This is a genomic window from Viridibacterium curvum (assembly GCF_039544165.1).
GTDB classification, from domain to species: domain Bacteria; phylum Pseudomonadota; class Gammaproteobacteria; order Burkholderiales; family Rhodocyclaceae; genus Viridibacterium; species Viridibacterium curvum.
In genome coordinates, this window is sequence record NZ_BAABLD010000007.1 from 218,904 (window position 1) to 244,964 (window position 26,061).

The following is a 26,061-nucleotide window of genomic DNA, read 5'->3' on the forward strand; positions in this document are numbered from 1 at the left end:
TCCTCCGGCATGTCGCACGCCACCGACTCCGAGTTTCGGCGCAAGCGTGACGCAGCGTTGCGCACGCAGGACGAGCTGATCGCAGAACACCTGGCGCAGTCCTTGCGCTCGGGCGAACTGCAGACGGCCGAGAGTTTCGGCAAGCCCTTCGTCGAGCCCGAGGGCTATGCCGAGACGCCGCTGGAGTTCCGCCTGCCGTTCAGGATTCTCAAGAATGCGGGCATGCCGCCGCCTGAAGTGGAGATGTTCCACAAGCGCGCTGCCTTGCGTGCGCAGGTCGAGGCCGAGACGGATGTGCAGGCGCGTCAGGTATTGCAGCAGAAGTTGTCTGAACTGGAGCAGGCGATTGCGCTGCGCCTGGAAGGCATGCGCGTGAGTGGACGGATTTGAAGGACAGCTAAAGGAGTTCGCGATGTTCCATCGTTTCGCAGGTTTCACCGTTGTCCTCCTGCTGGTCGCCTGTTCGACCAGCACCCGCTTCCAGTACCGCCCCCCTGCCGAAAGCCTGCAGGCACCCGAGGCAGCCAGTGGTTTCGTCGTCAAGCCGGGGTGGCAGTCCTCCCGTTTCATGGTGGCGGCGGCTAATCCGCTGGCGACCGATGCGGGCTACCAGGTGCTCAAGGCGGGCGGCTCGGCGCTGGACGCAGCGATCGCGGTGCAGATGGTGCTGGGGCTGGTGGAGCCGCAGTCATCCGGCATAGGCGGCGGGGCATTTTTGATGCATTACGACGGCCAGCGCGTGCAGGCCTTCGATGGGCGCGAAACGGCGCCGGCGGCGGCGACGCCGGAACTGTTCATGAAGGACGGCAAGCCCATGCCTTTCATGGAGGGCGTGGTCGGCGGTCGCTCGGTCGGCACACCAGGTGCGGTGCGCATGCTGGAGCTGGCGCATCGCCAGCACGGGCGCTTGCCCTGGGCCAGCCTGTTCGCGCCGGCGATTCGCCTCGCGGAAGAGGGCTTCCTCGTCAGCCCGCGTCTGGCCAGCCTGTTGCAGACACCCGATGCGCGACGCTTGCTGGAAGATCCGCAGGCGCGTGCGCTGTTCTTCGATGCGGAGGGCAAGCCGCTCGCGGCGGGAACGCGACTGCGCAACCCGGCCTATGCCGCCAGCCTGCGCGCGATTGCAGCGGGTGGCAGTGCGGCGCTGCACACGGGGCCGATTGCCGAGGCCGTGGTGGCGCGGGTGCGCGGGCACACCAATGCGGGCGGCCTGAACCTTGCCGACATGGCGAGCTATCAGGCGAAAGTGCGCGAGCCGCTGTGCTTCGACTACAAGCGCTGGCGCGTGTGTGGCATGCCGCCGCCATCTTCCGGCCCGCTTGCCATTGCGCAGATGCTGGGTATGCTCGCGCAGCGCGATCTGGCTGCGTATCCACCCGTGCCGCGCGAGTTCGGGCTGGAGCCTTCAGCCGAGGCCGTGCATCTCGTCAGCGAGGCCGGGCGACTCGCCTATGCCGACCGTGGGCGCTACGTGGCTGACCCGGACTTTGTGCCGCTGCCCGGTGGCAGCGCAGCGGCCTTGCTGGCGCCGGATTACCTGCGTGCACGCGCCGCGCGCATTGGCGAACGCAGCATGGGGCGCGCCGAGCCGGGTGATCCGCTTGCTGCGCGTGCCGCCTTGGCTGATGACCGCAGTCCCGAGCTGCCATCGACTTCGCATATCTCGGTGGTGGATGCGCAGGGCCATGCCGTGTCGATGACGACGACCATCGAGAATGCCTTCGGTGCGCAGATCATGGCGGCAGGCTTCCTGCTCAACAACCAGCTCACCGACTTCTCGTTCGTACCCAGCGAGAACGGCAAGCCCGTGGCGAACCGCGTGGAGGCCGGCAAGCGGCCGCGCTCGTCAATGTCACCCCTGCTGGTGTTCGAGCGTGACAGCGGGCGTCTCGCCATGACCATGGGTTCGCCAGGGGGCTCGGCCATCATCAACTACGTCGCCAAGACCCTCGTCGGCATGACGGACTGGGGGCTCAATGCGCAGCAGGCTGTGGCCCTGCCGAACTTCGGCTCGCGCAACGGGCCCACCGAGCTGGAGCAGGGGCGGGTGTCGCCGGAGTTGATCGCGGCTTTGCAGGCGCGCGGCCATGAGGTGCGCAGCATCGTGCAGACGAGTGGCTTGCAGGCGATACAGCGGACAGACAAGGGCTGGTTCGGTGGGGCGGATCCGCGCCGCGAAGGCGTGGCGATGGGCGATTAGATTGCTCGGGGGCAGAAAGCAGGGTGCGCATCGCGCACCGCTTGCCACGTGCAATGGTGCGCAGTGCGCACCCTACGAGGCTGTCGCGATCGAGGCTCAGATCAGGAGCAGCGTCGCCAGCCCGAGAAAGATGAAGAAACCGCCCGAGTCGGTGCAGGCGGTGATCAGCACGGACGAGCCGACTGCCGGGTCGCGCCCCAGGCGTTGCATGGTGAGCGGAATCACCACGCCCATGAAGGCGGCGAGCAGCAGGTTGAGCGTCATGGCCAGGGTCATCACCAGTCCCAGCGACCAGCTGCGGTAGAGCGCAAAGGCGAGCAGGCCCAGCAGGCCGCCCCAGAACACGCCGTTGAACAGGGCCACTGACATTTCCTTGTGCAGCAGGCGGCGCAGCACGTCGGGTGGCATCTGGCCGGTGGCAATCGCGCGCACGATCATGGTGATGGTCTGATTGCCCGAGTTGCCACCGATGCCGGCGACGATGGGCATCAGCGCGGCGAGTGCGACGAGCTTCTCGATGCTGTCTTCAAACGCGCCGATGACGCGCGAGGCGACGAAGGCCGTGACGAGATTGACGGCCAGCCAGGACCAGCGGTTCTTCACCGAGTCCCACACCGGGGCGAAGATGTCTTCCTCTTCCTTCAGGCCGGCCTGACCGAGCAGTTCGGCTTCAGACTTGTCGCGGATGAAGTCGACCACCGCAGCAACCGTCATGCGGCCGATCAGCTTGCGGTCGCGACTGGTGACGGGCGCCGAGACGAGGTCGTAACGTTCAAAGGCCTTGGCTGCGTCATCGGCCTTGTCGCCCGGGTGCAGGGTCAGTGTGTCGGTGAGCATGAGCTCGCCGACGTTACTGTCGGGATCGTTGACCAGCAGGCGCTGCAGGGGCAGCACGCCGAGCAGGCGTTCTTCGCGGTCAACAACGAAGAGCTGGTCGGTGTGGTCGGGCAGTTCGTCGAACAGGCGCAGGTAGCGCAGTACAACCTCCAGCGTGACGTCTTCGCGCACCGACACCATCTCGAAGTCCATCAGCGCGCCGACGGCGTCTTCCTCGTAGGACATGGCGGCGCGCAGGCGCTCGCGCTCCTCGGTGTCGAGGCCCAGGTAGATGTCGTCCATGACCTGCTTGGGCAGGTCGGGCGCAAGGTCGGCGAGCTCGTCGGTGTCGAGGTTCTCTGCGGCCGCCACCAGCTCGGCGGGCGCCATCGCTTCGATCAGCGATTCGCGGACGGCGTCGGAGACTTCGAGCAGCACCTCGCCGTCGTTGATGTCGGTCTCTGCGCTGCGCACGAGGTCCCACACGAACAGACGGTCGTCGACCGGCAGCGCTTCGAGAATGAAGGCGATGTCGGCCGGGTGCAGGCCGGTCAGCTTGTCGGTGATGCGCGCGACGTTCTGTTTGTGCGCGAGGTTCTCGACGAGTTCGCGGCGGTCTTCGTGCCTGTGCAGGTCCTGTCGGTGGATCAGGTCCTCTTCGAGCTTCTGACGGGCGAGCAGAGCCTGCACATCGCGCAGGGTGTGCTGCATGTCGTCGTGGTGGAGTTGCTCGAGAGAGGACATCGGCGGGCGGGTGGGGGCTGCGGAAACCGGGCGAGTGTAACGCAGCTTGGCAGCACGCCCGGCGCGGATTTGTGTAGGGAATGCGGGGTTGTTCCCGTCGCTGCGGAGGGGGCTGTGTTGCGGCGGAACCGCCTTCGGCGTTCTGCCCTACAGCTGCCGTGCCGCCTTCACCGCGAGGTAGCGGTTGATGGTTTCGATGGCCAGCTTCTCGGGGGGTACGTCGATGCTCAGCACGCCCTCGGCACGCAGGCGGCGAAAAGCTGCGTTGCGGTGGCGGCGATAATCGGTGGCAGCGCCGAGCAGGGCGGCTTCGCCGACGTGGGTGACGGCGGTGTCGAGCACGTCGTCGAGGGCGGACTCGCGCAGGCTGGCGACCATGACGAGGTGACGCTTGCGTAGCAGGCGTGTAGCGGCCAGCAGGTTGGCGTCGTCTTCGTCACGCAGGTTGGTGAGCAGGATGACCAGTGCGCGCTTGCGCTCGCGCGCCAGAAGCTGTTGTGCGGCCCGCTCGAAGTCGCTGCTCTGCATGCTCGGCTGCAGGTCGTAGACCATGTCGAGCAGGGTGCTGACCGTGCCGCTGTGATGCTGCACGGGCATGAAGCGTTCGGGCCCGCCGAGGGTCATGAGTCCGACACGGTCGCCGTGGCGCAGGGCGACCCAGGCGAGCATGAGGCTGGCATCGAGGGCGTGGTCGAAGTGCGATAGCGCGTCGTCGCGTGCGCCCATGCGGCGCCCGCAGTCGATCATCAGGATGACGCGCTGGTCGCGTTCGTCCTGGTACTCGCGCGAGATCATCTTGCCAAGGCGTGTGCTGGCCTTCCAGTCGATCTGGCGCAACGAATCGCCTTCGCGGTACTCGCGCAGCTGGGCGAAGTCCATGCCCTGCCCGCGACGACGGCGCACCTGCAGGCCCATGCGCGCATTCAGGTCATCGACGGCGTGCAGCGCGTGGCGGGTCAGCGGGCCGAAGTTGGGATAGACGCGCACCTCGCGTTGCAGTGGCAGGGTGATCTGGCGGTGCCAGGCGGCGAGCGGTGAGCGCAGGCGCAGCGAGAGACCATCGAACAGATGATTGCCGCGTGACAGCGGGCGCACGCGATAGGTCTGGACCAGCACGCCGTCGCGATAGCGTATGGCCACCGGCAGGCCCTGGTATTCAAAGCCGGGTGGCATATGGTCCTGCAGGATGACGCGACGGTGGCGTGCACGTGCCCAGCGCAGGCGCAGCTCGACCAGCGCCCATTCGCCCAGGGCGAGGCTCTTGTGCAGCTGACGGTCGGCCTCGGGCAGGGTATCGGCCCACACCCAGATGGCATCGAGCACCAGCCACAGCAGCAGCGCCGCAGTCAGCCCCCACCAGGCTGTGGTGAGGCCGGGCTCGACAGCGATGGCAATCGCCCCCGCAGCCCAAAGGCTGAGGGCAACGAGCTGCGCGCGCGCAGGCAGGATCATGTGCGCGGGGCCTCGGTGCGGGCGAGCAGGGTGTCGAGCACGCCGTCGATGCTGAGGCCTTCAATCTCGGCTTCAGGGATCAGGCTGATGCGGTGACGCAGGCAGGGAATGGCGACGCGTTTGATGTCGGTGGGCGTGACGAAATCGCGGCCGCCCAGCAGGGCGAGTGCGCGTGCCGTACGCACCAGGGCGATGGCGCCACGCGGGCCGGCGCCGACGGCGATGCCGGGCCAGTCGCGCGTGGCGCGGGCGATGCGGACGGCGTAGTCGAGCACGGCGTTGTCGATGGCCAGCCCCGCGGCGATGCCTTGCATGGCCACGAGTTGTTCGGGTGTGGCAATCGCTTCGATGGTCGACACGTCGAGCTTGTCGCCCGTGCGGCCGGCGCAGGAGGCTTGCACCAGGGCGCGTTCATCGTCGAGCGCGGGGTAGTCGATGAGCAGCTTGACGAGGAATCGGTCGAGCTGGGCCTCGGGCAGCGAGTAGGTGCCTTCCTGTTCGATGGGGTTCTGTGTGGCCAACACAAGGAAGGGCGGTGGCAGGGGCAGGGTCTGGCCTTCGATGGAGACCTGGCCTTCCTGCATGACCTCGAGCAGGGCCGCTTGTGTCTTGGCAGGTGCGCGGTTGATTTCGTCGGCCAGGAGCAGGTTGGTGAACACCGGGCCTCGGCGCATGACGAACTGGCCGCTGCGCGTGTCGTAGAGCGTGTGGCCGGTGACGTCGGCGGGCATCAGGTCGGGCGTGAACTGGATGCGCGAGAACTGGCCGTTGAAGGTGCGGGCGAGCGCCTTGACGAGCAGGGTCTTGCCGAGACCGGGGACGCCTTCGAGCAGCACGTGGCCGCCTGCAAGCAGGGCGCACAGGGCGAACTCGACGACGTTGTGCTGGCCGACGAAGACGCGTGCCACGCTGTCCTGCAGCTGGCGCGCCAGTGCGCAGGCCTCGGCGGGGGTGTTGGGCAGGGCGTTGGTCATGACGAGGTTCCTTCCGGACGGGGAATGACGGGAGACGACGAGGTGGATGTGGCACGCAGCGCGCGACAGGCGCGTTGCAGCTGGGCGAGGCTGCGGCTGCGCAGGCGCAGCTCGTGGGCATCGGTGGGCAGCGGGGTCAGGGCTGCGCGGACTTCGCGTACGTCCATGCCACTGACGCGGGCGCCGAGTTCAGCAAGGTCATCGAGTTCGGGATGGCGACCACGCAGGGATTGCAGACTGCTCACCACGTCCTCGCGCAGCGGCGCGATGAGCGCTTCGTACTGCTTTTCGCGCAGCAGGAAGTCGCCGATGGCACCAAGGTGTTCGCGCAGACCTGGCCGCGCTGGCAGCGGCTCTGGCACAAGGGCACCGAAGCGCGGCATGTAACGCCACAGGAAGGCTGCGATCAGCACGCACATTGCCAGCATGGCGAAGGCGGCGTTCTTCCACAGCCAGCTGGCGAGACTGGGGTAAGGCGCTTCCAGTAGCACATGGAAGCTGCGACGCTCGCCCGGGATCGTCGCAAGACGCACGAACAGTTTTGCATGCTCGCCAATAAGCAGCCCGTTGTTGGCGCCGATATGCAGGTTCCCCACGGTGACCCAGCCTTTGCCGAGTTGCCAGCGTGCGAACACGGGCTGGGTTTCGATTTCGGCGTCAGGGCCTGCGTTGGCAGGGAGGACGAACTTGCGATTGGAGAGATCGGGGGCGACGCATTCGCTGATCGTTGACGCGGAGGGCTCTGACGCGCCTGCCGGACCGGACGTGTCGTCGCCCTCAGCCGGGCTGTTGTCCTCGGTCAGCAAGGGGGAGGCGTGTGGCGCTGATTGCGGAATCGGCGTCATCTGCACGGGGGGTGAGCTGGCTGAAGACGCGCTTGCGCTGTCGCTGTTCTGCTCTTCTTCTTCGCTGGTCTCTTCGTCGTTTTCTTCATCGGGCGAAGGGGGTTTCACGGCCATTTCGATGGGCGCATTCCATGCCTCTTGCGCGTTACCGGGCAGGCGCAGCTTGAAGAGTACGGCGTAGTCGAGTTGGGCTTTGACGGTGTGGCCTTCAACATCGATGGGCAACAGTTGGGTGACATCTTCGTGCACCGAGCCAACGGGCACGATGCCCAGCTCTTCGAGGATGTCGGCGCCACTGGCGCCGTCGGTGAGGGCCAGCATGAGGTGGCCGCCGCGACGGACCCAGGCGACAAGGCGCTTGCGTTGCTCGGCGTCCTGCACGTCCCAGGCGTTGCCGACGAGCAGGGTGGCGTTGGCCGGCAGGTCGCGCAGGGTCAGGGCGTCGCGCACGGTGTCGGTCTTGTCGCCTTGTGCTGCCATCAGTCGCTGTGCGGCGAGGAAGTCGTTCTCGCGCGCTTCCGGTTTGATGCCGACGCGATGCTTGGTCTCTACCCATTCGAGTCGCGGCAGGACGATGGCGGCGACGCAAACCACGATCAGGGTGACGAGCAGGATGACCAGACGGTGCTGTTTCATGCCGCGCCCCTGGCCGCTTTGTGACGGCTGAAGTGCTGCGGCCATTCGCGGCAGAGCTGTTCCAGTGTGCCGGCGTCGAGGTCGCGATGCGCCCAGGCCAGGGTCTGCCAGCTGGACAGCAAGCGCGCCAGCGGCGAGAAGCAGGCTGGCGCGTGCTGGTGCACGCGGTCGAGACAGTCGCCCTCGGTATCGCCGGGTGCGAACGGTACGTGATCGCGCCAGGCCAGCGCGGACAGGGCGCCGCGGAACAGCAGACTGAGCGCTTCGCGCGGCTTGCCGGTCTGCATCAGTTGTCGTGCTGCGGCAGCCACGTCATCGGGCAGTGACTCGGGGCGGATGTCGAAGCCCGCCAGTTCGGCCAGTGGCGTAAAGCTGCGCGCCTTGCCTTGGCGGCGGCGCATTTCGCGCGCCAGCACGATGATCAACGCCACGATGATGATCGCCAGTACGGCCCAGCCGAGACCGCGGCCAGCCGTGGCGAGGAATTCGGCAAAGGCGGAGACGAAGCGGGCAAAGGATTTGCCCCATTCCTTGAGCCAGTTGGGCGAGTTGATGTCCGGGTTCTTGAATTCGAAGGGCTTCCACTTCCATTCGCGGCGCGTTTCTTCGGTGCCGAACACCGGGTCGGCCATGACCTGGCTTGCGGCCTCCGGGGCTTCAGCGATGCGCGCTTCGCGCGCGGCATCAGTGACGATGGGTGCGGCATGCGCTTCATTCAGGCCGCCGCTGCAGGCGAGTGCGGCGCACAGCAGCAGGCCGCCAATGGCGGCGCTGATGCCAGTGCTGACGGGGCCTGAGGCACGTGCCTCATGCGCCTGTTGCAGGCGGCGGAACTGTAACTCGATGTCCCAGGCTTCGAGGTCGTTGCGGCGCTTGATGTAAAGCATGAAACCGGCGGCGACGTAGAGCGGTTCGATGAAGACGTGGGCCGCGATGTAGAACGCCGAGATGACGATATCCAGCCAGCGCCACTCGCCGACCATCAGGCTACGGAAATTGAGGTCGTTGCGGAGCGACTCGGGCAGAAGCAGAAAAAGGAGTGCCAGGCTACCGAAGCAGATCACGGTCTCCAGCCATGAAAGCCCCAGTGTCAGCCAGATGCCGGTGCCGGAGACCCGGCGGGCAATCAGTGCGCGACGTTGACGTGCGGGCTTGCCGCGCAGACCTTCGAGCACCGCGACCGGCATGCGCAGGCTGCGGCGCAGGTCGATGCGCCGCCACAGCAGATCGCCGATCAGGGCGCTGCGCCAGAGCATGCCTGGCAGGGCACGCAGGGTGTCGCGAAGGCTGGGGGTTTCGCCAAAGATGAGATGGCTGACACGGTGCAGGATTACGCGGTCAGACAGGGGGCGTAGCCACCACAGCAGCAGGAAGGCCCAGAACATCTCGATGTCGAGCAGGAACGCGCCACCGAACAGCAGCACGCACAGCGCCGTGATGAACAGCAGCCATGCCGGATAGATGCTGCGCGCTTCGCGGACGGCGAGGCGGATGCCGAGATCTGCGGCTTCCCAGCCGTTGCGTGGGCGCAGGGTGATGGACAGACGCTCAAGATCCACGGCGGCGTCCAGCGAAAATGAAGTACGTCATTACGATGATCAGCATGCAGGTGCCGAAGCCCAGCTTCCAGGGCAGAGGCAGTCGCAGGGGAGACCAGAAGGCTTCGAGCAGGGCCGCGATGAACAGCATCACTGCCATGCCGCAGACGGTACCGATCAGCCGGCGAGCCGTTGTGCGCAAGGCGGCGGCGCGCGACAGCAGGCCGGGTGCCAGCAGGGCGGCACCGAGCTGCATGCCGGTCGCACCGGCGAGCACGATGGCGCCAAGCTCGAAGGTGCCGTGGCCGACGACGAAGGAGTGGAAGTTGTCGCCGAAGCCGGCGAGTACGACGCGACTGTGTGCGATGCCGATGAACAGACCGTTGAATAGCAGGCTGAACACCGTGAGGATGCCGGCTGTCATGCCTCCGGCAAAACAACGGAAGGCAATGCTGATGTTGTTGAAGATGTAGTGGCCGAACATGCCGAAGTCGGTGCCGGCATCACGCGTGCGCCCGAGGTGCTGGTTCGCATCGCTGTACATGGCTTCCATGCCTGCTACGTCGTGGGGACTCATGACGAGATAGGCGACGTCGGGCCAGATCTGCACGACGATGAATGCAATCAGCATCGGTCCGAACAGCAGCAGGAACGAGGCCAGCACCCACCGCCATTGCGCGCGCACGTCGATGGCGAAACCGGCGGTGACGTAGTCCCAGGTGCGGCGACCGAAGCTGCGACGCGCGCCATACAGCTCGTCGTGACCGCGGCGGGCGAGGTTGTGCAGACGGTCCAGCGTGGCCAGGGCGTAGTCGCGATCCCGTGCCAGCGCGAGTTGCTGGCAGATGCGGCGATAGCGCAGGGCGGCTTCGTGCAGGGGGAATGGTGGCTCTTTGCGGTTCTTGCGGCTGAGCTGGCGGTCGGCCAGCCAGTCTTCGAAGAGCTGCCAGTCGGCTGCGTGCAGGGCCTCGAATTGTTCCTGCTTCATGCGCGGCGCCCGATCAGGTAGTTGGCCAGGCCGAGGAGGCGATTCGCTGGCTGCGTGCCGTAGGTATTGCCGAGGTGGGGCAGCAGCTCGGCCAGTTCTTCACGGCGTGCTTCGGTGAGTGTGTTCGCGCGTTCGGCAAAGCCGATGAGGGCACGCTGTGTGGCGCGATCGAGTGGCGCGGCTGGCGCGATGGGTTCGACCTCGGGGATGCGCGGCAAGCCGGTGTTCTTTTCGGCATACACGACGACGGTGCCGGCCACGATGTCGCCAAGGCGGCGGAACTCGCTGTGCAGCAGGCAGCTGAGGGCTCCGAACAGGTACATGAAGGGCAGGAAGTCCGCGGCCCGCAGAAGGTTGCGCGTCAGTGACGGGCCCCAGGCAACAGGTGTCCCATCGTCATGCAGCACCTTGAGCCCCAGCGCGCGCTTGCCCGGAGTGGCGCCTTTGCCGAGTACTTCGAAGAGTACGGGATAGAACCACTCGAGGACGAACCAGAGCAGCAGGGCGATGCCCTGGCCAAAGCCTTCCAGTGAGGTCAGTGCTGTGCTGGCGAAGACGAGCACGCCGGTGCGCAGGCCGAAGTCGAGCAGGAAAGCCAACGCACGCGGCAGGAGGCCTGCCGGGCGCAGTTGCAGCTCGATGAGTTCGGGCGTCGTGACCGGGCGCAGCGTGTCGAGTGCCGACGGTGCTGCGCCTGCAGCGGGGGTCTTGCGGGTGAGGACGGCCAATCAGTCCTCGAGGAAGATGTCGCGGTAGCCCGTGAAAACGGAAGCCCACAGCACCGGGCCCAGCACCAGCCAGCCGAGCAGCAGCGGAATGCTGGCGACGATGCCGAGGATGAACAGCAGGATGAAGTAGATGAAGCCACCACCAATGTTGCGCATGCAGCCGGAGAAGCTGTTCTTCATCGCGTCGATGGCAGACAGGCCGTTGTGCACGATCAGGGCCGGTGCAAACCAGCAGGCGGCGTAGAGCAGGAGAGAGCCGATCAGGACAACCACGGCGAACATGGCGAGGGCGCCGATGCCGAGACCCGCCATGGCGGCGGCGGCATTCTGGCCGGCCATGAAGGCGCTGATCAAGCCGAAGCCGCCCAGGACGACGGCGATGAGCATCATCACCATGCTGAACCCGAGGGTGATGAGACCCAGCAGGACCAGTTGGCCAGCGTTCTTCTGGAATCCCGCAAAGAGGTCGCCAACCTGCAGGTTGCCAGTCTGGCGCTGCCCCTCACAGGCGATCATTACGCCCCCCGCGAGCAGGGGGAAGATCAGCAGAACGAAGAAATTGATCAGGGGGATCATCGACAGGACAAAGTAGATGACCGTGAAAATCAGGAAGATGCCGATCCAGGCGCCCGGGGACTGCTTGAACATCTCCCAACCGCCGCCGAGCCAGCTGGTGGCGTTGCCTGCCGGTACGCTGCGTCCGCCGGGAATCAGGACGCCGGGTGTGCCACCGCCTGCATGGGCGTCATCCACATGCGCTACGGGTGGTGCGTAAGGATTGCTGGGTTGCTGGTTCATGGCGATTCTCCCTGGATTTATTCAGTCTGCGTTCGGTCAGCGAAAACTGCCCGGACATGCTAACGGAAAGTCGCGATGCCGGGCTTACCCCGGAGGGCAGGCCGACGGGAGGCGCTGTCAGCGGCGCTCAGGGCACTTCCGAGTACTGCATGCGCGACTGCACGCGCGCGGCGTGTGCGGTCAGCCGTGCCGAGTAGCTCTTCTCGAACTTGCGCGGGTTGGGCAGCATGACGGCGATGCGCGCGGCCTGGGCTGCGCTGAGCTGTGCGGCGGGTACGTTGAAATAGTGCCGGGCGGCGGCCTCGGCGCCGAAGACGCCGTTACCCCATTCCACCGAGTTGAGATAGACCTCGAGAATGCGTCGCTTGTCCCAGCTGAGCTCGATCATGATCGTGATGACCGCCTCGTTGGCTTTGCGCCAGTAGCTACGCGAGGGCGACAGCAGCAGGTTCTTGGCGAGCTGCTGACTGATCGTGGAGCCGCCGGCGACGGCCTTGCCCTTTTTCTGGTTCTTCTCGATGGCTTTCTGGATGCCCTCCCAGTCGAAGCCCTCGTGATCGACGAACTTGTCATCCTCGGCGGCGATGACGGCACGCTTGAGATGTACCGAGATGCGTTCGTAGGGCACCCACTGGTGCTTGAGCTCCGCCTTGGGGTTCTTCTCACGCAACTCTTCGAGGCGGATCGACATGAAGCTCGTTTCGCTGGGGTTGAACCACTTCCAGAACAGGATGTGACCGAACAGCCACAGCAGCCAGACGAAGGCGAGCAGAAGGAGGAGAAGCAGGGCGCGCTTGATGTAGCGGGAGACGGGCATGGGCAGAAGGAGGCCAGCGAAGCGCGACAGGATTGCAGAGCAACGCGGGGGCGGCAAGCGCTTGCATCACGCTGCCACGCAGCGCGGGTTCAGAAGGTTGAGGGCGACACCATGCGGTAGCCGAGCAGGGCGGCGTCCTTGCCGCTGACGCGGACGGTGAACTCTTCGACTGCCGGGCCTTTCTCGTAGGTGGTGTTGTAGCGCAGCGTGACGACATTACCGACGGCTGTAGCGTCACTGCGCTTGGCAGCCTGGACCTGGCCCATCTTGCGACGGATGCCCTCCATGTAGGCGACGAACTCGTGCTGGGGCATGAACAGGCGCATGTCGGGTGCTGCGCTGTTGTAGATGCTGGCGTAGACCTGATCCATGTAGGCCAGGTGGAACTGCGGGACGACCTGTTCCGCCGTGTTGGCAAGCTCGGGGTCGGCTGCGGCAGGGGCGCTGACGGCCGGCGCAGGTGTTGCCGCGGGTGCTTCGACTGTGACCTCGGTGCGAGGTGTTGCCTCGTCTTGTTGGCTGCAGGCTGCGATGCCCAGTGCGCAAAGCAGGGGCAGGATCGTGTGCGACAAGGGGCGCATGCAGGCGTCTCCGCGATTGGGTGGTGAGGCGTGCATGATAAACAAAACGGGGCGCCCGGCCGTGAGTGCGGCCGGGCTGGAGGCGGCTTACTTGGCTTTCTTGGTGGGCGACTTGGGGGTCTTCGGTTCGACGTGAGGCTTCAGCGTCAGCACCTCGCTCTTGACGATCTGCAGGCGACGTACGTCGAACCAGCGCGCAGCGGGCATGAAGCCGTCGCGTATGGCGGCAGAGGCAACGAGGCCACGGCGTTCGCCGGTGAGGTGGTCTGCGAGTGCGGTGAGTACGCCCTGGAAGCCGGTAACTTGGTCTGCGACGGTTTGTCCGAGTTTGAGTGCCATCTGCTTGCCTTTCAGAAACGGTGAAGAGGGGGTGGAGCGTCGGGTTTCCACTTCGGGAGTGCCAAGCACGGTTGCATACCGGCTCGGGCTCGTCAGCTTACCTCGTAGTGTCCGGGGAGGGCCATTCCTGCGGTCGGAAGCGAGCCACGCCTTCAGGCTGCGTTGCGGGAGCGGTTGTCTTCGGATCATCTCCGCGTCTTCGTCGCAGGTGCGCATGAACGGCGCCGGCCTGCCCTGGTCGTGATGGCATCGAAGCCTCCGTCCCGATTGCAGCGACTTTGCGTGCCCGTACGGAGGCGGCAAGACGCGCTGCGTCGCACAAGACGAACGGGCTGGCGTGATCGATTGCCCGAGAGGCTGTCATACGGCGCCCTCACAATGTCCAGATGCCACCTGATCGTGCCCCGTATGCACTACCCCAACGACAGGAAAACTGTGCATTCGGTCAGCCTGTGTGCTGCCCGCCCGCTGTACGGAAGGGCGTTTCAGGTCGACGTCTTGGTAGAATTCGCTTAAAAATCAGTCGCGTTACAAAGATGCGACAGCCGGCCAGACGGGTCGGGAATGACCGACAGCAATGGCTCAGGATTTGCTTGTTGGATCAGCTGGCCGCGTCAGAGCCAGTCAAGAAGTCAATAACAGAGAGAGCGGTCAGATGCGTACTTTGCCCATCCGCTGGCTAACAGCCATATGGACATCCGTTGTAATCATCCTGTTCGTCGTCGCTTGCGGCGGCGCGGGTAACGACGAAGTCAAGGACCCGGTGGAATCCGGCGCGGCCAACACTACCCTGCGTGTCGATGCCAGTGACGCCAATGGCGATGGCCTGAGCTATCAGTGGCGCGTCACTGCTGGCTCGATCAGCAACAAGAACAGCAAGCAGACCGTGTGGACCCTGCCACTCGGACCGGGTGCACATTTCGCCTACGTGCTGATTTCGGATGGCAAGGGCGGCTACGTAGAGCAGCAATACGTCGTGTCGACCGACGGCTTCAAGACAGCAGCGCCGGTGCCGTCTCCTGTTGCCTATGTGGCCCCCACCGTCGCTTCGGGCGATGAGTTCGATGGCAACGCAACGCGCATGCGGCTGAAGGCTGGTTTTTCGACCATGTTCGCGTCGACCAGCGGGACAAAGGCGCGCGAGGTCTATCTGCCTGGCGTGCAGGTTGTTGTGAAGAATTCATCAAACGTGCAGGTGTTCGCGGGCGAAACCGATATCGGCGGCGAACTCGTCGTGCCGCGCCTGCCGGAAGGCAACTATTCGGTGACATGTACGACCCTGCAGGGGACGCAGCTCGACGGCTGCTCCACGAGCACGGTGAGCAAGACGGCGGCCAAGCTGCTGACCTGGTCTCTCAGCCCAGCCGCGGCCGCGGGCCGCAACCTGCTGCTGTTCGGCCACATCGGCTTCCAGGATGGTGGCGTCTGCGGGATGCGCAACGAGCTGTTCAACGTCTATTCCACGGCCAATGTGCAGCTGCTTGCCGCCAACGGTACGGCGCTGACGCCGCAGGTCAAGGTCAATAGCTTCGGCGACTACGCGCTGGACGCTTCGGTGGTGGTCGATGCCAGCCTCAAGCTGAAGGTGACGTGTGAAGGCTTCACGACGACGCTGGATGTGCCTGCCGTGTCGGGCGGGTACAGCTCTTCGACGCCGCTGGAGCTGTCCTACGTCATTCCCAATAGTCGTCCTGTGGTGACCAAGATGGCGGGCTATGGCCCGGATGGCAACCTGCGCGGCGAGATGGTCGTGCCGATCCCCGGGTCCTATTCGGTCAACGTGCCGGGCTTCAACCGGTTCCTGGCTTTCAAGGGGCTGGATACGCGTCTCAGCGGCTGCCTCTACTACCGTTCCTTCGGTGCCGTGCAGGACTGCGATTCGCAGGGCAACATGATCGGCCCGATCTCGTTGAATGACTGGCTGCGCGAGAACAAGTTCGGCCCCTGGCGCGGTTCCAATACCGAGGTCTCGGCGATCTACATCAACCAGCGCGACCTGAATCTGGTACGCCGCATGACGGCGACCCAGGTGTCTGCGACCAAGGTGGCTTTCTACGTTTGTAATCACCCGGGCCCCGAGACTGATTCGCAGTCGGAAATCGACTTCGTCGTCGCGCGCGGGCTGGCCGATGAAAAGATGGTGGCTTGCGTGGCGATGGAGTACTCGCCGACGACGGGTCGCAGCGGTGGCAACCCCTTCACCAAATTCCTGATCTTCGGCCCTGGCGGCAAGCTGATGACTTCGGTCAATCTGGACGGTCGCGGAGAGAAGTTCGTGCCCGGTGCCTGCGTGGCGTGCCACGGTGGTGCGTCCTATGTCGGACGTTTCGGCGAGTCGGGCCATCCGACGCCGGACCTTGGCGCCAAGTTCCTGCCCTTCGACACGGGCAACTACCTGTTCTCCGGATACTCCGGGTTGACCGAAGCTGTGCAGTCGAATGCGATCTACCAGCTCAATCAGCTCGTCAAGCAGACCGGTCCGTCGGCGGCGACCACGGCGCTGATCGATGGGTGGTACGCAGCGGGCCCCCCATACGTGCTCGACAAATCTTACGTGCCGACTGCGTGGTCGACGTTCAACCCTGCCAGTGTGGGCATCAGCGCAACGTCGGCTGACGCAGCCAAGTTCTATCACGAGGTTGTCGGCACGTCGTGCCGTACCTGCCACGTTGCCATGCCGGACGCGTTTGACTGGGATGCCGGTACGGGCACTCAGCCCAAGCTGATCCCCTACAAGGGGACGTCGCACATCTGCGGCAATTCCTCCAACCTTTACAACAACGGCATCATGCCCAACGCCCTGATGTCACTGGATCGTCTGCGTCTCAAGATCGAGTCGGACGCTACGCTGGCTGATCTGATGACCAAGTTCCTCGGTTGTACCCAGGCTGCGCCGGATCCGGTCTACCCGCGACACTAAGCCCGCCAGGTCACAAATCTTCGGAGACATAACCATGCCTACCATTGCCAATCGCCAATTCCTCCTGCCACTGCTTTTGATTGCCGCGGTGACGGCTTGCAGCACCAGGGGTAGTTCGCAGAACACGGCCGCAGTCACTTCACCGACAACAAATCCGCCCGCCGTGACCAAGCCCGCTGCGGGCACGACAGCGGCGGCGACGGCCTCGCCTGCGCCTGCAGTTGTGCCGGTGGCAAGCACCAGACCGCTGTCGGCCAAATCCATCGTGGCGCCGGACCCCATCAAGTTCGACGATGCGGTGGACCGCGCCGGGGACAAGCTGCTGGAGGACGCCAAGCGTGAGCTGGCGTCGGGCCGTCGCAGTCTGGTTATCGATCCGCTGATTGACGCCAACACCGGTTCGCAGACCGTCAGCACGGTGAAGATGGGCCTCATCCTGGAGGCGCTTCTCAAGCGCAAGTATCCCGATTGGACCATCAAGCGCCTGTCACGCGAGTCGCTGGCCGAGAAGCCCTTGCTGTTGATCGGCACGCTGACGCCGGTGAATGTCGAGCGCGCCATCGATACGCCACCCGATGCCTTCCGTATCTGGCTGACCTTGATCGACCTGAACACGGGCCGTGTGGTCTCCAAGAATCTTGATCGCGCAACGGTTAACTCGGTGAACCCGGAGCCGCTGCCGTTCTTCCGAAACAGCCCGACCTGGCACAAGGACAAGACGGTCAGCGCCTACATCAATTCATGTCAGGTGAATACCGAAATCGGTGATCCGGCTGACCCGGAGTATCTTGCCCGCTTGCCGGCTGCGGCCGTCATCAATGAGGCCATGATGGCCTACAACGCGGACAAGACGCAGGAGGCGCTGCGTCTGTATACCGAAGCCTCGAAGCTCGCTGAGCCCGGTGATCTGCGTGTTCTGAACGGTCTTTACCTGACGAACTGGGAGCTCGGCAAGCGTGATGCGGCCCGAGACGCGTTCACGAAGATCGTTGACTCGGGCATCGACGCCAAGAAGCTGCCCGTGAAAATGCTGTTCCGTACAGGCACGACCGATTTCGAGAGCGCCGAAGACCAGAGTGCGCAGTACCAGATGTGGCTCAACGCCATCGCATCACAGACAGGCAAGTCGCCGGTCTGCATGAAGGTTGTCGGGCACACCAGCCGCTCAGGCAGTGCGCGCACCAACGAGCGCCTGTCGCTGCGTCGTGCCGAAGCGGTGACCAAGCAGCTCGAAGGGCGCAATCGTGCCCTGCGGTCGCGCTTGAGCTCGGCAGGTGCGGGTTCGCGTGAGGCGCTGGTCGGACTGGGTACTGACGATTTTCGCGATGCGCTGGATCGTCGCGTGGAATTCAGGGTAGTGGACTGCATGTAATCGCCCGTCAGTGGCGATACACCAAAACGAATAAAGGTCAGGGAGTCTGTCAGCAATGTCATCCATCCGTTTCACCACGTATCGGGCTCGGCGAGCGGCTTTGTGGCTCGCCGGCCTCGTGTTTGCAGGCTTTGGACTGCAGGCACAGGCAAGCGATCTGACAGACTGGCAGGCCAGCGATTGCGTAAGCTGTCATGGCAGTGCGGGCAATTACGTTGTTGCGCCGTCGATTTCTTCAAGCTACGGCAAGATCCTTGCCGTGTCCGCGTCTTGGATGAGCGATGACACGAGCTTCCGCAACAAGCTCAAGGCGAGTGTCGCCCCAATGGGGGATAGTAATGGTCCCGCGCCGAACTCCGGTTATGGCTACACCCTTTCGAATGCGCAGATCACGGCGTACCGTAATTTCCTGCTGTCGGCGCGCAACGCCGTAGTCAGCACCCCGAGTTTCTCGAACACCTCGGTGGGTAGCAACAGCACGGCCAACATCACGATCACCAATATGCGTGGCGCGGAAATCACCTACGGCGCCCCCAGCATCACCAGTGGTAGCAGCGACTACAGCATTACTGCTGAGTCCTGCCCGACGCGTGTCGTTCCGGTAGATGGCGGTACCTGCACCATCACCGTACGGTTTGCGCCCTCCACTTTCGGTTCGCGTAACGGTTCGCTGGATTTCTCTTTCGTCAATAACGGTCAGGACCCTACGCCACCGTCGCGTTCGATCACGCTCACCGGCACCGGCTTGGGCCCGTCGTTCTCGATCGCTTCGTCCACGCTGACCTTCTCGACGATGGAAGGGACGAACACAACGCAGTCCACGACCATCTCGAACAATGGCAACGCAAGCATGACGCTGGGCACACTCAGCTTCTCTGGCGCGGCGTCGGGCGACTACTCGCTGGGAGCAGGCAACACCTGTGTGGCTGGTGGCGTCATTGCTGCAGCGGGTTCGTGCACACTGGTTGTGCGATTCGCGCCGGGGAGCGGTACGGTGGGGACGCGTAACGCTTCACTGAGCGTGACGCATAACGCATCAGGCAGCCCGCAAGCGGTCACGCTCAATGGCACCTCAACGGCAGCGCCTGCGGCGCACATCACGCTCACGCAGTCCACATTGACGTTTGGCAGCGTGCAGCTGGGCAGCAGTCTTGCTGCGAGCGCGGTGACGATAACCAACACCGGGGATGCCGATCTGAGCTGGAGTGGCCTGACTCTGGGTGGTAGCGTCCCGGGCGACTACTCGCGCAGCGGCACTTGTGCGCTGGGTACGCCAGTGACTGCCAATGGCGGCACCTGCACCATTATCATGACCTTTTCGCCCAGCGCGCTGGGCAGCCGTACGGCATCGCTGACACTGGCTTCCAATGCGAATAACGGCTCGCAGCTGATTACGCTCTCTGGTACCGGCATTCCCGTTCCTGCACCGCAGGTTTCGCTGAGCCCAACGACTCTGAGCTTTGGCACGCAGACAGTTGGCGGCCTGTATCCGGCCAAGACTGTCACGCTAACCAACTCCGGTACGGCGACGCTGAACATCTCGTCGCTGAGTGTCTCGGGCGCTTCGTTCTCGCTCGTGACAGCATCGCCTTGCGGTTCATCGTTGGCGGCGGGGGCATCGTGCAGCATCGATATCCGCTTCAGTCCCGCATCGGTGGCGGCGTCGATTACCGGCACGCTGAATCTCAGCTCCAACGCTGCAGGTTCGCCGCATTCCGTACCGCTGGATGGCTCCGGCAGCGCAACGGCAGCGCCGGTGCTGGCTTGGCAGACGACGTCCCCCTTCAATTTCGGCACGGTTGCAGCAGGCTCGATCTCTGCCGAGCAACAGGCGACCCTTAAGAACATGGGCCCTGGCGGGGCGACCTTGAATCTCGTCAACATCGTGGGTGCGAATTCGAGCAGCTTCACTGTCGACCTGAGCGGTTGTTCGGTCGGCGCCGCGTTCTATGAAGGCCAGACTTGCCTCGTGAAGGTGCGCTTCGCGCCGGCTTCGCTGGGCACCAAGCAGGCTGCGGTGCAGGTCGTGTCGACCGGTACTTCGCCCGGCGCGTTTGATCTGCAGGGCACGGGCTCGGGTGGTGCTGCGGCGAACATCAGTTTGTCGGCAACTTCACTGAGTTTCGGCTACCTCAAGGTCGGTGAAGGGTCGGCTCCGGTCGAGCTGCGCATGCGCAACTCGGGAAGCGATGCCTTGCATATCGACAAGATTACGCTGAGTGGGCAGTACGCCATCCAGTACAAGACCTGTCCGCTGCCGCCGTTCGATCTCTCGCCTGGCTTCGAATGTGCCGTGACGCTGACCTTCCTGCCGTCCTCGCCGGGTGCGGGGGGCGGTAGCCTGCGAATCGAGTCGAATGCAGCAGACACACCGAACGCCATCGTTACGCTCAATGGCCAGGCCGAGGGTACGACTCAGACCTCCACCGGTACGCTTGGTGGTGGGGGCGGTGGCTGCTCGATCGCCAATGGCGAATCTCCTTTTGATCCGACGCTCTGGTTGATCGTGTTGGTTGCTGCAGGTGTGCTGGTGTATCGCAGCAGGCAAGTGCGTCGCGCGACGGAAGACAGGGAGCAGCCGTGAGTGCTACCTGGCAGGCACAGGCCAGCGGTCGGGCGTCCGCCTTCCCATGGCGGACCCTGCTGCTTGCCGGCGCGCTGCTCATCCCGGCAGGGGGTATGGCAGGGCAGACCCTGCTGACCTGGCAGGCCGTCGTCCTGTTGCTGCTGGCGCCAGTGGCGGAAGAGGTGATTTTCCGTATGGGCCTGCAAGCATCGTTGCTCGAGCGGCAGCTTGCACCATGGTGCGCGAACCTGTTGGTTGCCGTCGCCTTTGCCGTTGCGCACTGGACGGTGCGTGGTCATGTCGCGGCCTTGCTGGTAATGCTACCGGCATTGTTCATCGGAGCGGTGTACCAGCGCGAGCGCCGTGTGGCGCCCTGCGTGTGCCTGCATGCCTTGATGAATCTGGTCTGGCTGTTCCTGGCCTGACATCGGGATGATTATCGGCGTGCGCGCGGATGGGCAGTTGCACGCCAGGTAGTTCCAGAATCGAATCCAGCGGCTCGCCGGCGCGGCCGTTACAAATGTTGTGAAGAGAGAGTGATGAAGAACATGAGAGCGGGGTTGTTGAGGGCTATGCGCGGCGCGCTGGCGGGCTTGAGTCTCCTTCTGTGCAGTACCGCTTACGCACAGTTTGACTATGACTACTACGGCATTGCCGACGTGTCCTATGGCCACATCGCGCAAGCCGGTATCCGCGGCGAGACGCGGTTGAACAGCAATTCGCTGAGCCCGAGCTTTGTGGGCGTCACCGGCAGCTATGGGTTTGATGGGGGCTGGACTGTGGCGGGGGCTGCAGAGACATTCCTGCGTTTCCAGGATCGCAAGACCGGCCGTCGTGACTCAGACCCCATGCTGTCACGCAATGCTTTTGTCTCGTTGCGCAGCCCCTACGGCAACCTTCGCTATGGACGTTTGCAATCTCTCCTGTTTGATACCACCAACCGCTTCAACGCACTGGGCAATTCCATTTTCTCTCCGCCCATTCGTGCGCTGTTCTTCAGCGGCAACCTCGAAGGTGTGCAGGGGGATTTCTACTGGGATCGTGCTTTTGCCTACACCTCACCGAATTTCGAGGGCGGGACGCTCAACCTGATGTACGCCACGCAGAAGGGCCTCAAGCGCGGCAAATATTCATCGGGTAGCCTGGTGTGGGCCATCGGTTTGCTGGGCGTCGAATTCGCGGCTCAGGATGTGCGTGTCGACGACGGTGTCAACGACCCGACCAAGGAGAATGCATGGCAGCTGGGGGCCAACTACAACTTCGGTTTCATGAAACTGTTTGCGCTGTATTCGCGCACCAGTGATCGTTGCCTTGCGTCTCCAGACCGGAATTGCGGCAACCATGTCAGAAGTGACAACCGCTCAGTAGGCGCGTCGGTCCCGGCAGGGCCGGGCAATATCCTTTTCCAGTACGGCTATTCCAAGGCGGAAGGCGAAGCCATCGAACGCCGCCACACCATCACGAGTGCCGCTTACGTGTATTCGTACGACAGCAATATCGACATCTACGTCATCGGCATGGATGACCGCGTACAGGATCTGACTGTCGGGCAGAGTGCGGCAGCAGGGGTGCGCGTCAAGTTCTGAGATGCTTTCTTGATGTATTGGCCATCAATCAATAATCACCAATAAAACAAAACCCCGCCGAGGCGGGGTTTTGTTTTTGATACAGATCTACCGGGCTCAGGCCGCGCAGTAAATGCCTGTGCGACCCGGGGCGAAAGGGCATTACATGCCCATGCCACCCATGCCGCCCATGTCAGGCATGCCGCCAGCGGCCGGCTTGTCTTCCGGCAGCTCGCCGACCATGCAGTCGGTGGTCAGCACCAGGGCAGCCACCGAAGCGGCGTTCTGCAGTGCCGTGCGGGTCACCTTGGCGGGGTCCAGCACGCCCATTTCGACGAGGTCACCGTAGGTGCCGTTCGAAGCGTTGTAGCCGAAGTTGCCCGAGCCTTCGAGCACCTTGGCGATGACGACGGAGGGCTCGTCACCGGCGTTGGCGACGATCTGGCGCAGCGGCTCTTCAATGGCACGCAGCACGATCTTGACGCCAGCGTCCTGATCGGCGTTGTCGCCCTTGATGTTGCCAGCAGCAGCGCGGGCACGCAGCAGTGCCACACCGCCACCGGCCACGACGCCTTCTTCGACGGCTGCGCGGGTTGCGTGCAGGGCGTCTTCAACGCGGGCCTTCTTTTCCTTCATCTCAACTTCGGTGGCAGCGCCAACCTTGATCACGGCCACACCGCCGGCCAGCTTGGCCTTGCGCTCTTGCAGCTTTTCGCGGTCGTAGTCGGAGGTCGATGCTTCGACCAGTGCGTCGATCTGGGCCACACGTGCCTGGATCGCATCAGCCTTGCCGTTGCCGTCGATGATGGTGGTGTTTTCCTTCTCGACTTCGATGCGCTTGGCTTGGCCGAGGTCGGCCAGCGTAGCCTTTTCGAGCGACAGGCCGACTTCTTCGGAGATCACCTGGCCACCGGTCAGGATGGCGATGTCTTCCAGCATGGCCTTGCGACGATCGCCGAAGCCCGGTGCCTTCACGGCAACGGTCTTCAGGATGCCGCGGATGTTGTTCACCACGAGGGTGGCGAGGGCTTCGCCATCGACGTCTTCAGCGATGATCAGCAGCGGACGGCCCGACTTGGCGACTTGTTCCAGCACCGGCAGCAGGTCACGGATGTTCGAGATCTTCTTGTCGAAGAGCAGCACGAACGGGTTGTCCAGAGCGGCGATTTGCTTTTCCGGGTTGTTGATGAAGTAGGGCGACAGGTAGCCGCGGTCGAATTGCATGCCTTCGACGACGTCCAGCTCGTTGTCCAGCGACTTGCCGTCTTCAACGGTGATGACGCCCGACTTGCCGACCTTGTCCATCGCGTTGGCGATGATGTCGCCGATGGAGCTGTCGCTGTTGGCGGAGATCGAACCGACTTGTGCGATTTCCTTGTTGGTGGTGGTGGGCTTGGCGGCCTTCTTCACTTCGGCGACGAGGGCTGCAACAGCCTTGTCGATGCCGCGCTTCAGGTCCATCGGGTTGTGACCCGACACGACCAGCTTCATGCCTTCGCGCACGATGGCCTGTGCCAGCACGGTCGCGGTGGTGGTGCCGTCACCGGCGTTGTCGGAGGTCTTGGAAGCCACTTCCTTGACCATCTGCGCGCCCATGTTCTCGAACTTGTCCTTCAGCTCGATTTCCTTGGCGACGGAGACACCGTCCTTGGTCACGGTGGGGGCGCCGAAGCTGCGCTCGAGCACCACGTTGCGGCCCTTGGGACCCAGGGTGACCTTGACGGCATTGGCGAGGATGTTGACGCCGGTGACGATCTTGGTACGTGCGTCGTCGCCGAACAGAACTTGTTTAGCTGCCATGTTTCATGACTCCAGAAAGATTGAGGAATTCTTGGGTGCGTACGAGGCGCGGATTACTTTTCAATCACGGCGAGGATGTCTTCCTCGCGGGCGACCAGCACTTCTTCGCCATTGACCTTGACGGACTGGCCGGCGTACTTACCGAACAGCACGCGGTCGCCGACCTTCACGTCGAGCGGGCGGACGCTGCCGTTTTCGAGGATCTTGCCCTTGCCCACGGCGATGACTTCGCCTTGATCGGGCTTTTCACCAGCGCTGTCGGGGATAACGATGCCGCTGGCGGTGGTGCGCTCAGCTTCGATGCGCTTGATGATCACGCGGTCGTGCAGGGGACGAATGCTCATTTCTACTCCTGAAATAAGGGTAAGCACTTGATTAAAAAGAGAACGCGAGGCGTTTTCCAGAAAACGGGAGGAGGCGTACAGATGAATTGTTAGCACTCAACTCCGGCGAGTGCTAATGGTAGGTGCGGCACTGCGGTAATTCAAGGGGCACACAAACGGAAATTTGCTGTCGTTCGACGCCCAGATTGAGCGTTCTGTCGCTCAGATCGATAGCGCAGCCCAACAGATAGCGGGCCTCTCGTGGCCACGAGTACGGACATGCGGCCGCTCCAGGCACGACCAAACAGTTCCACCGTTCGATCGTGCCTGCTCAGTGCCCTGCAGCAGGGGGCATACCCCGCTAGCGGCATGTCGAGCCTTTTGTGAGGTGTGACAGTGAAGCCGCAGAGAGTTCGGGTGATGCCCGCTCGCGAGGCTAATCGCGAATCTGCGGTGCGATGAACTGCTCAGGCAGCATGGTGCCCGGTAAGTGCTTGAGCCCCCACCGTCCCATCTCTTCCAGCACCGGCCCCAGATCAGCACCTTTGCGGGTGATGAAGTATTCGGCGCGCGGCGGATTCTCCTGGTAGAGCTCCTTCTTTACCAAGCCGGCCGCTTCGAGGCGTTTCAGACGCTCGGCCAGAATATTGGTCGGTATTGCTTCCGGCGACTCCTGAAACTCCCCATAGCGCCGCTTGCCTGCCATCAGCAGGTCCCGCACCACGAGCAAGGTCCATTTGTCGCCCACGATGTCCAGGACGTTAGCGATCGGGCAGGTAGAGCGATAGCCCTCGACGCAGGAGTTTTTGTGGGGCGATTTCATCATGTCGCCGATCCTAAGCACGTAGCTTGTTTTTTGCAAGTGACGTCTGTACGATGTGACTTGTAAAAAGCAAGTTACTCGTGCGTCAGGTGACTTGCAAAATGCAAGTTGTCGGTCCGGTATTCGGGCCGCAGCCGAAGCCATTGGCGCAAAACCAAGGAGCTAACCCATGAAAGATGCAGTTTCCAAAGCGCGGGCAACGCTTGCCCAATCCACCCAACCCGTTGAGCAAGGCCAGCTGGAGTCGCCATCACGTCGTCAGGCCCTCAGTGCAGGTGCTGCAGTTGCGGCGGTGTTTTCCGTTGCCTGGCCCCACGCTGTAAATGCGCAGGCTGGCCGCAACTCGGACGTCCGTTCCGCAACCGCAACGACACGGTTTGTAGAAGTCGGGGGGCGTAAGCTCGCTTACCGTTCAGTGGGCTCTGGCAAGCCCATCGTCTTGTGCAATCGTTTCCGGGGAGTGCTGGGCCTGTGGGACCCCGCCTTCATCGACGCACTCGCCGCACAGGGCTTTCAAGTCGTTACCTTCGACTATTCGGGACTCGGGCTGTCGACCGGCGAGAGGAGCTACAACCCGGCTGCCATGGTGAAAGACGCCAAGGATCTTGTGGATGCACTGGGTCTGAAGGACGTGGTCATTGCGGGCTGGTCCATCGGCGGCATCGTCGCGCAAATCTATATGGCGATGTTCGGGCAAGACGTCAGCCACGTTGTCCTGCTGGCAACGACGCCACCCGGCAAGCTGGTCAAGCAGGCCGAACAGCTGTTCTACGATGCTGCGGCAGTACCCGGCATCAGTCTGGACAACTTCACCACAATTTTCTTTGAGCCTGCAGATGAGGGCAGTCGCGCGGCTTCGAAGCGTTCATTCGATCGAATCATGGCGCAGAAGATTGCGCGCAGCCCTGATGTACCCGCCGATTGGGCGATCAGCCAGATAGGCACGACGCCGCGCAATCCTGTCTTTCCGGCTGACGAGATCCTGAACGTCTTGAGGACCACCAAGACACCCATCCTGCATCTGGGGGCTGATCACGACATCATTTTCCCGATCGAGAACTGGTACGCCCTCAACGGCCAGTTGCCGACCTTGAGCCTGATCACCTATCCGAGAGCAGGTCATGGGCCGCATCACCAACATCCGGAGTCGGCTGCTGCGCAGATAGCCGCATTCATCGCAAGTACGCGCAAGGCCTGATCGCAGGACTCGCCAGACCTCAACAACTTACAAAGGAC

22 protein-coding genes are annotated in these 26,061 nt (G+C 63.5%); 8 read left to right on the plus strand and 14 right to left on the minus strand.

What is annotated here, in order from left to right:
- Positions 1-9: 9 nt before the first annotated feature.
- Together ABEA02_RS07280 and ggt are read left to right on the plus strand one after the other, a co-directional pair.
- Positions 10-390, plus strand: coding sequence for a DnaJ family domain-containing protein (locus tag ABEA02_RS07280; RefSeq protein WP_345532219.1), 381 nt, complete (start codon positions 10-12; stop codon positions 388-390).
- A 22-nt stretch (positions 391-412) separates the two neighbouring features.
- Complete coding sequence (gene ggt / locus ABEA02_RS07285; RefSeq protein WP_345532220.1) at positions 413-2,200, plus strand: gamma-glutamyltransferase; 1,788 nt, start codon at positions 413-415, stop codon at positions 2,198-2,200.
- Positions 2,201-2,296: 96 nt separating this feature from the next.
- Here the strand turns inward: ggt and mgtE are convergent, their stop codons facing one another.
- The 11 genes from mgtE to ABEA02_RS07340 form a co-directional block, all read right to left on the minus strand.
- Positions 2,297-3,760, minus strand: a complete 1,464-nt coding sequence (gene mgtE, locus ABEA02_RS07290; protein WP_345532221.1) for a magnesium transporter — start codon at positions 3,758-3,760, stop codon at positions 2,297-2,299.
- Positions 3,761-3,907: 147 nt separating this feature from the next.
- On the minus strand, positions 3,908-5,212 hold the full coding sequence (locus tag ABEA02_RS07295) for a DUF58 domain-containing protein (protein WP_345532222.1): 1,305 nt from the start codon (positions 5,210-5,212) through the stop codon (positions 3,908-3,910).
- On the minus strand, positions 5,209-6,186 hold the full coding sequence (locus ABEA02_RS07300) for an AAA family ATPase (protein WP_345532223.1): 978 nt from the start codon (positions 6,184-6,186) through the stop codon (positions 5,209-5,211). The genes ABEA02_RS07295 and ABEA02_RS07300 overlap by 4 nt, the downstream gene beginning before the upstream one ends.
- Positions 6,183-7,667 carry a DUF4350 domain-containing protein gene (locus tag ABEA02_RS07305; protein ID WP_345532224.1) on the minus strand — a complete coding sequence of 495 codons (1,485 nt, stop codon included), beginning with the start codon at positions 7,665-7,667 and terminating at the stop codon, positions 6,183-6,185. Before ABEA02_RS07305 ends, ABEA02_RS07300 begins: the two co-directional genes overlap by 4 nt.
- Positions 7,664-9,226 carry a DUF4129 domain-containing protein gene (locus tag ABEA02_RS07310; protein ID WP_345532225.1) on the minus strand — a complete coding sequence of 521 codons (1,563 nt, stop codon included), beginning with the start codon at positions 9,224-9,226 and terminating at the stop codon, positions 7,664-7,666. Before ABEA02_RS07310 ends, ABEA02_RS07305 begins: the two co-directional genes overlap by 4 nt.
- Positions 9,216-10,193: a stage II sporulation protein M gene (locus ABEA02_RS07315; protein WP_345532226.1), complete on the minus strand. Its 978-nt coding sequence runs from the start codon at positions 10,191-10,193 to the stop codon at positions 9,216-9,218. The genes ABEA02_RS07310 and ABEA02_RS07315 overlap by 11 nt, the downstream gene beginning before the upstream one ends.
- Positions 10,190-10,921 carry an RDD family protein gene (locus ABEA02_RS07320; protein ID WP_345532227.1) on the minus strand — a complete coding sequence of 244 codons (732 nt, stop codon included), beginning with the start codon at positions 10,919-10,921 and terminating at the stop codon, positions 10,190-10,192. Before ABEA02_RS07320 ends, ABEA02_RS07315 begins: the two co-directional genes overlap by 4 nt.
- Complete coding sequence (locus ABEA02_RS07325; protein ID WP_345532228.1) at positions 10,922-11,719, minus strand: BPSS1780 family membrane protein; 798 nt, start codon at positions 11,717-11,719, stop codon at positions 10,922-10,924.
- A gap of 127 nt (positions 11,720-11,846) precedes the next feature.
- Positions 11,847-12,536, minus strand: a complete 690-nt coding sequence (gene mtgA / locus ABEA02_RS07330; RefSeq protein WP_345532229.1) for a monofunctional biosynthetic peptidoglycan transglycosylase — start codon at positions 12,534-12,536, stop codon at positions 11,847-11,849.
- A gap of 89 nt (positions 12,537-12,625) precedes the next feature.
- Positions 12,626-13,117, minus strand: coding sequence for a hypothetical protein (locus tag ABEA02_RS07335; protein ID WP_345532230.1), 492 nt, complete (start codon positions 13,115-13,117; stop codon positions 12,626-12,628).
- An 87-nt stretch (positions 13,118-13,204) separates the two neighbouring features.
- Positions 13,205-13,456, minus strand: a complete 252-nt coding sequence (locus ABEA02_RS07340; RefSeq protein ID WP_345532231.1) for a hypothetical protein — start codon at positions 13,454-13,456, stop codon at positions 13,205-13,207.
- Between the two features lie 655 nt (positions 13,457-14,111).
- Here ABEA02_RS07340 and ABEA02_RS07345 point away from each other — a divergent pair.
- From ABEA02_RS07345 to ABEA02_RS07365, 5 genes are all read left to right on the plus strand, one after another.
- Positions 14,112-16,376 carry a hypothetical protein gene (locus tag ABEA02_RS07345; protein WP_345532232.1) on the plus strand — a complete coding sequence of 755 codons (2,265 nt, stop codon included), beginning with the start codon at positions 14,112-14,114 and terminating at the stop codon, positions 16,374-16,376.
- A gap of 34 nt (positions 16,377-16,410) precedes the next feature.
- Positions 16,411-17,748 carry an OmpA family protein gene (locus ABEA02_RS07350; RefSeq protein ID WP_345532233.1) on the plus strand — a complete coding sequence of 446 codons (1,338 nt, stop codon included), beginning with the start codon at positions 16,411-16,413 and terminating at the stop codon, positions 17,746-17,748.
- Between the two features lie 55 nt (positions 17,749-17,803).
- Positions 17,804-20,332 (plus strand): choice-of-anchor D domain-containing protein, encoded by a 2,529-nt coding sequence (locus ABEA02_RS07355; RefSeq protein WP_345532234.1) that lies wholly within the window; start codon positions 17,804-17,806, stop codon positions 20,330-20,332.
- Positions 20,329-20,739 carry a JDVT-CTERM system glutamic-type intramembrane protease MrtJ gene (mrtJ, locus tag ABEA02_RS07360; RefSeq protein WP_345532235.1) on the plus strand — a complete coding sequence of 137 codons (411 nt, stop codon included), beginning with the start codon at positions 20,329-20,331 and terminating at the stop codon, positions 20,737-20,739. The genes ABEA02_RS07355 and mrtJ overlap by 4 nt, the downstream gene beginning before the upstream one ends.
- A gap of 114 nt (positions 20,740-20,853) precedes the next feature.
- Positions 20,854-21,900 (plus strand): porin, encoded by a 1,047-nt coding sequence (locus ABEA02_RS07365; protein ID WP_345532236.1) that lies wholly within the window; start codon positions 20,854-20,856, stop codon positions 21,898-21,900.
- A gap of 141 nt (positions 21,901-22,041) precedes the next feature.
- On the opposite strand, the gene groL is transcribed toward ABEA02_RS07365, so the two are convergent.
- From groL to ABEA02_RS07380, 3 genes are all read right to left on the minus strand, one after another.
- On the minus strand, positions 22,042-23,679 hold the full coding sequence (gene groL / locus ABEA02_RS07370) for a chaperonin GroEL (protein ID WP_345532238.1): 1,638 nt from the start codon (positions 23,677-23,679) through the stop codon (positions 22,042-22,044).
- Positions 23,680-23,732: 53 nt separating this feature from the next.
- Positions 23,733-24,023: a co-chaperone GroES gene (gene groES / locus ABEA02_RS07375; protein ID WP_345532239.1), complete on the minus strand. Its 291-nt coding sequence runs from the start codon at positions 24,021-24,023 to the stop codon at positions 23,733-23,735.
- Between the two features lie 415 nt (positions 24,024-24,438).
- Complete coding sequence (locus ABEA02_RS07380) at positions 24,439-24,828, minus strand: winged helix-turn-helix transcriptional regulator (RefSeq protein WP_345532240.1); 390 nt, start codon at positions 24,826-24,828, stop codon at positions 24,439-24,441.
- Positions 24,829-24,994: 166 nt separating this feature from the next.
- On the opposite strand from ABEA02_RS07380, the gene ABEA02_RS07385 reads away from it, so the two are divergent.
- Complete coding sequence (locus ABEA02_RS07385) at positions 24,995-26,023, plus strand: alpha/beta fold hydrolase (RefSeq protein WP_345532241.1); 1,029 nt, start codon at positions 24,995-24,997, stop codon at positions 26,021-26,023.
- Positions 26,024-26,061 lie beyond the last annotated feature (38 nt).

Coding starts and splice junctions, on each gene's coding strand:
- ABEA02_RS07365 (WP_345532236.1), top strand. CDS start 20,854: ATGAAGAACATGAGAGCGGGGTTGTTGAGGGCTATGCGCGGCGCGCTG.
- mtgA (WP_345532229.1), bottom strand. CDS start 12,536: ATGCCCGTCTCCCGCTACATCAAGCGCGCCCTGCTTCTCCTCCTTCTG.
- ABEA02_RS07345 (WP_345532232.1), top strand. CDS start 14,112: ATGCGTACTTTGCCCATCCGCTGGCTAACAGCCATATGGACATCCGTT.
- ABEA02_RS07325 (WP_345532228.1), bottom strand. CDS start 11,719: ATGAACCAGCAACCCAGCAATCCTTACGCACCACCCGTAGCGCATGTG.
- ABEA02_RS07385 (WP_345532241.1), top strand. CDS start 24,995: ATGAAAGATGCAGTTTCCAAAGCGCGGGCAACGCTTGCCCAATCCACC.
- groES (WP_345532239.1), bottom strand. CDS start 24,023: ATGAGCATTCGTCCCCTGCACGACCGCGTGATCATCAAGCGCATCGAA.
- ABEA02_RS07340 (WP_345532231.1), bottom strand. CDS start 13,456: ATGGCACTCAAACTCGGACAAACCGTCGCAGACCAAGTTACCGGCTTC.
- ABEA02_RS07355 (WP_345532234.1), top strand. CDS start 17,804: ATGTCATCCATCCGTTTCACCACGTATCGGGCTCGGCGAGCGGCTTTG.
- groL (WP_345532238.1), bottom strand. CDS start 23,679: ATGGCAGCTAAACAAGTTCTGTTCGGCGACGACGCACGTACCAAGATC.
- ABEA02_RS07300 (WP_345532223.1), bottom strand. CDS start 6,186: ATGACCAACGCCCTGCCCAACACCCCCGCCGAGGCCTGCGCACTGGCG.
- ggt (WP_345532220.1), top strand. CDS start 413: ATGTTCCATCGTTTCGCAGGTTTCACCGTTGTCCTCCTGCTGGTCGCC.
- ABEA02_RS07295 (WP_345532222.1), bottom strand. CDS start 5,212: ATGATCCTGCCTGCGCGCGCGCAGCTCGTTGCCCTCAGCCTTTGGGCT.
- ABEA02_RS07305 (WP_345532224.1), bottom strand. CDS start 7,667: ATGAAACAGCACCGTCTGGTCATCCTGCTCGTCACCCTGATCGTGGTT.
- ABEA02_RS07280 (WP_345532219.1), top strand. CDS start 10: ATGTCGCACGCCACCGACTCCGAGTTTCGGCGCAAGCGTGACGCAGCG.
- ABEA02_RS07315 (WP_345532226.1), bottom strand. CDS start 10,193: ATGAAGCAGGAACAATTCGAGGCCCTGCACGCAGCCGACTGGCAGCTC.
- ABEA02_RS07335 (WP_345532230.1), bottom strand. CDS start 13,117: ATGCGCCCCTTGTCGCACACGATCCTGCCCCTGCTTTGCGCACTGGGC.
- ABEA02_RS07350 (WP_345532233.1), top strand. CDS start 16,411: ATGCCTACCATTGCCAATCGCCAATTCCTCCTGCCACTGCTTTTGATT.
- mgtE (WP_345532221.1), bottom strand. CDS start 3,760: ATGTCCTCTCTCGAGCAACTCCACCACGACGACATGCAGCACACCCTG.
- ABEA02_RS07380 (WP_345532240.1), bottom strand. CDS start 24,828: ATGATGAAATCGCCCCACAAAAACTCCTGCGTCGAGGGCTATCGCTCT.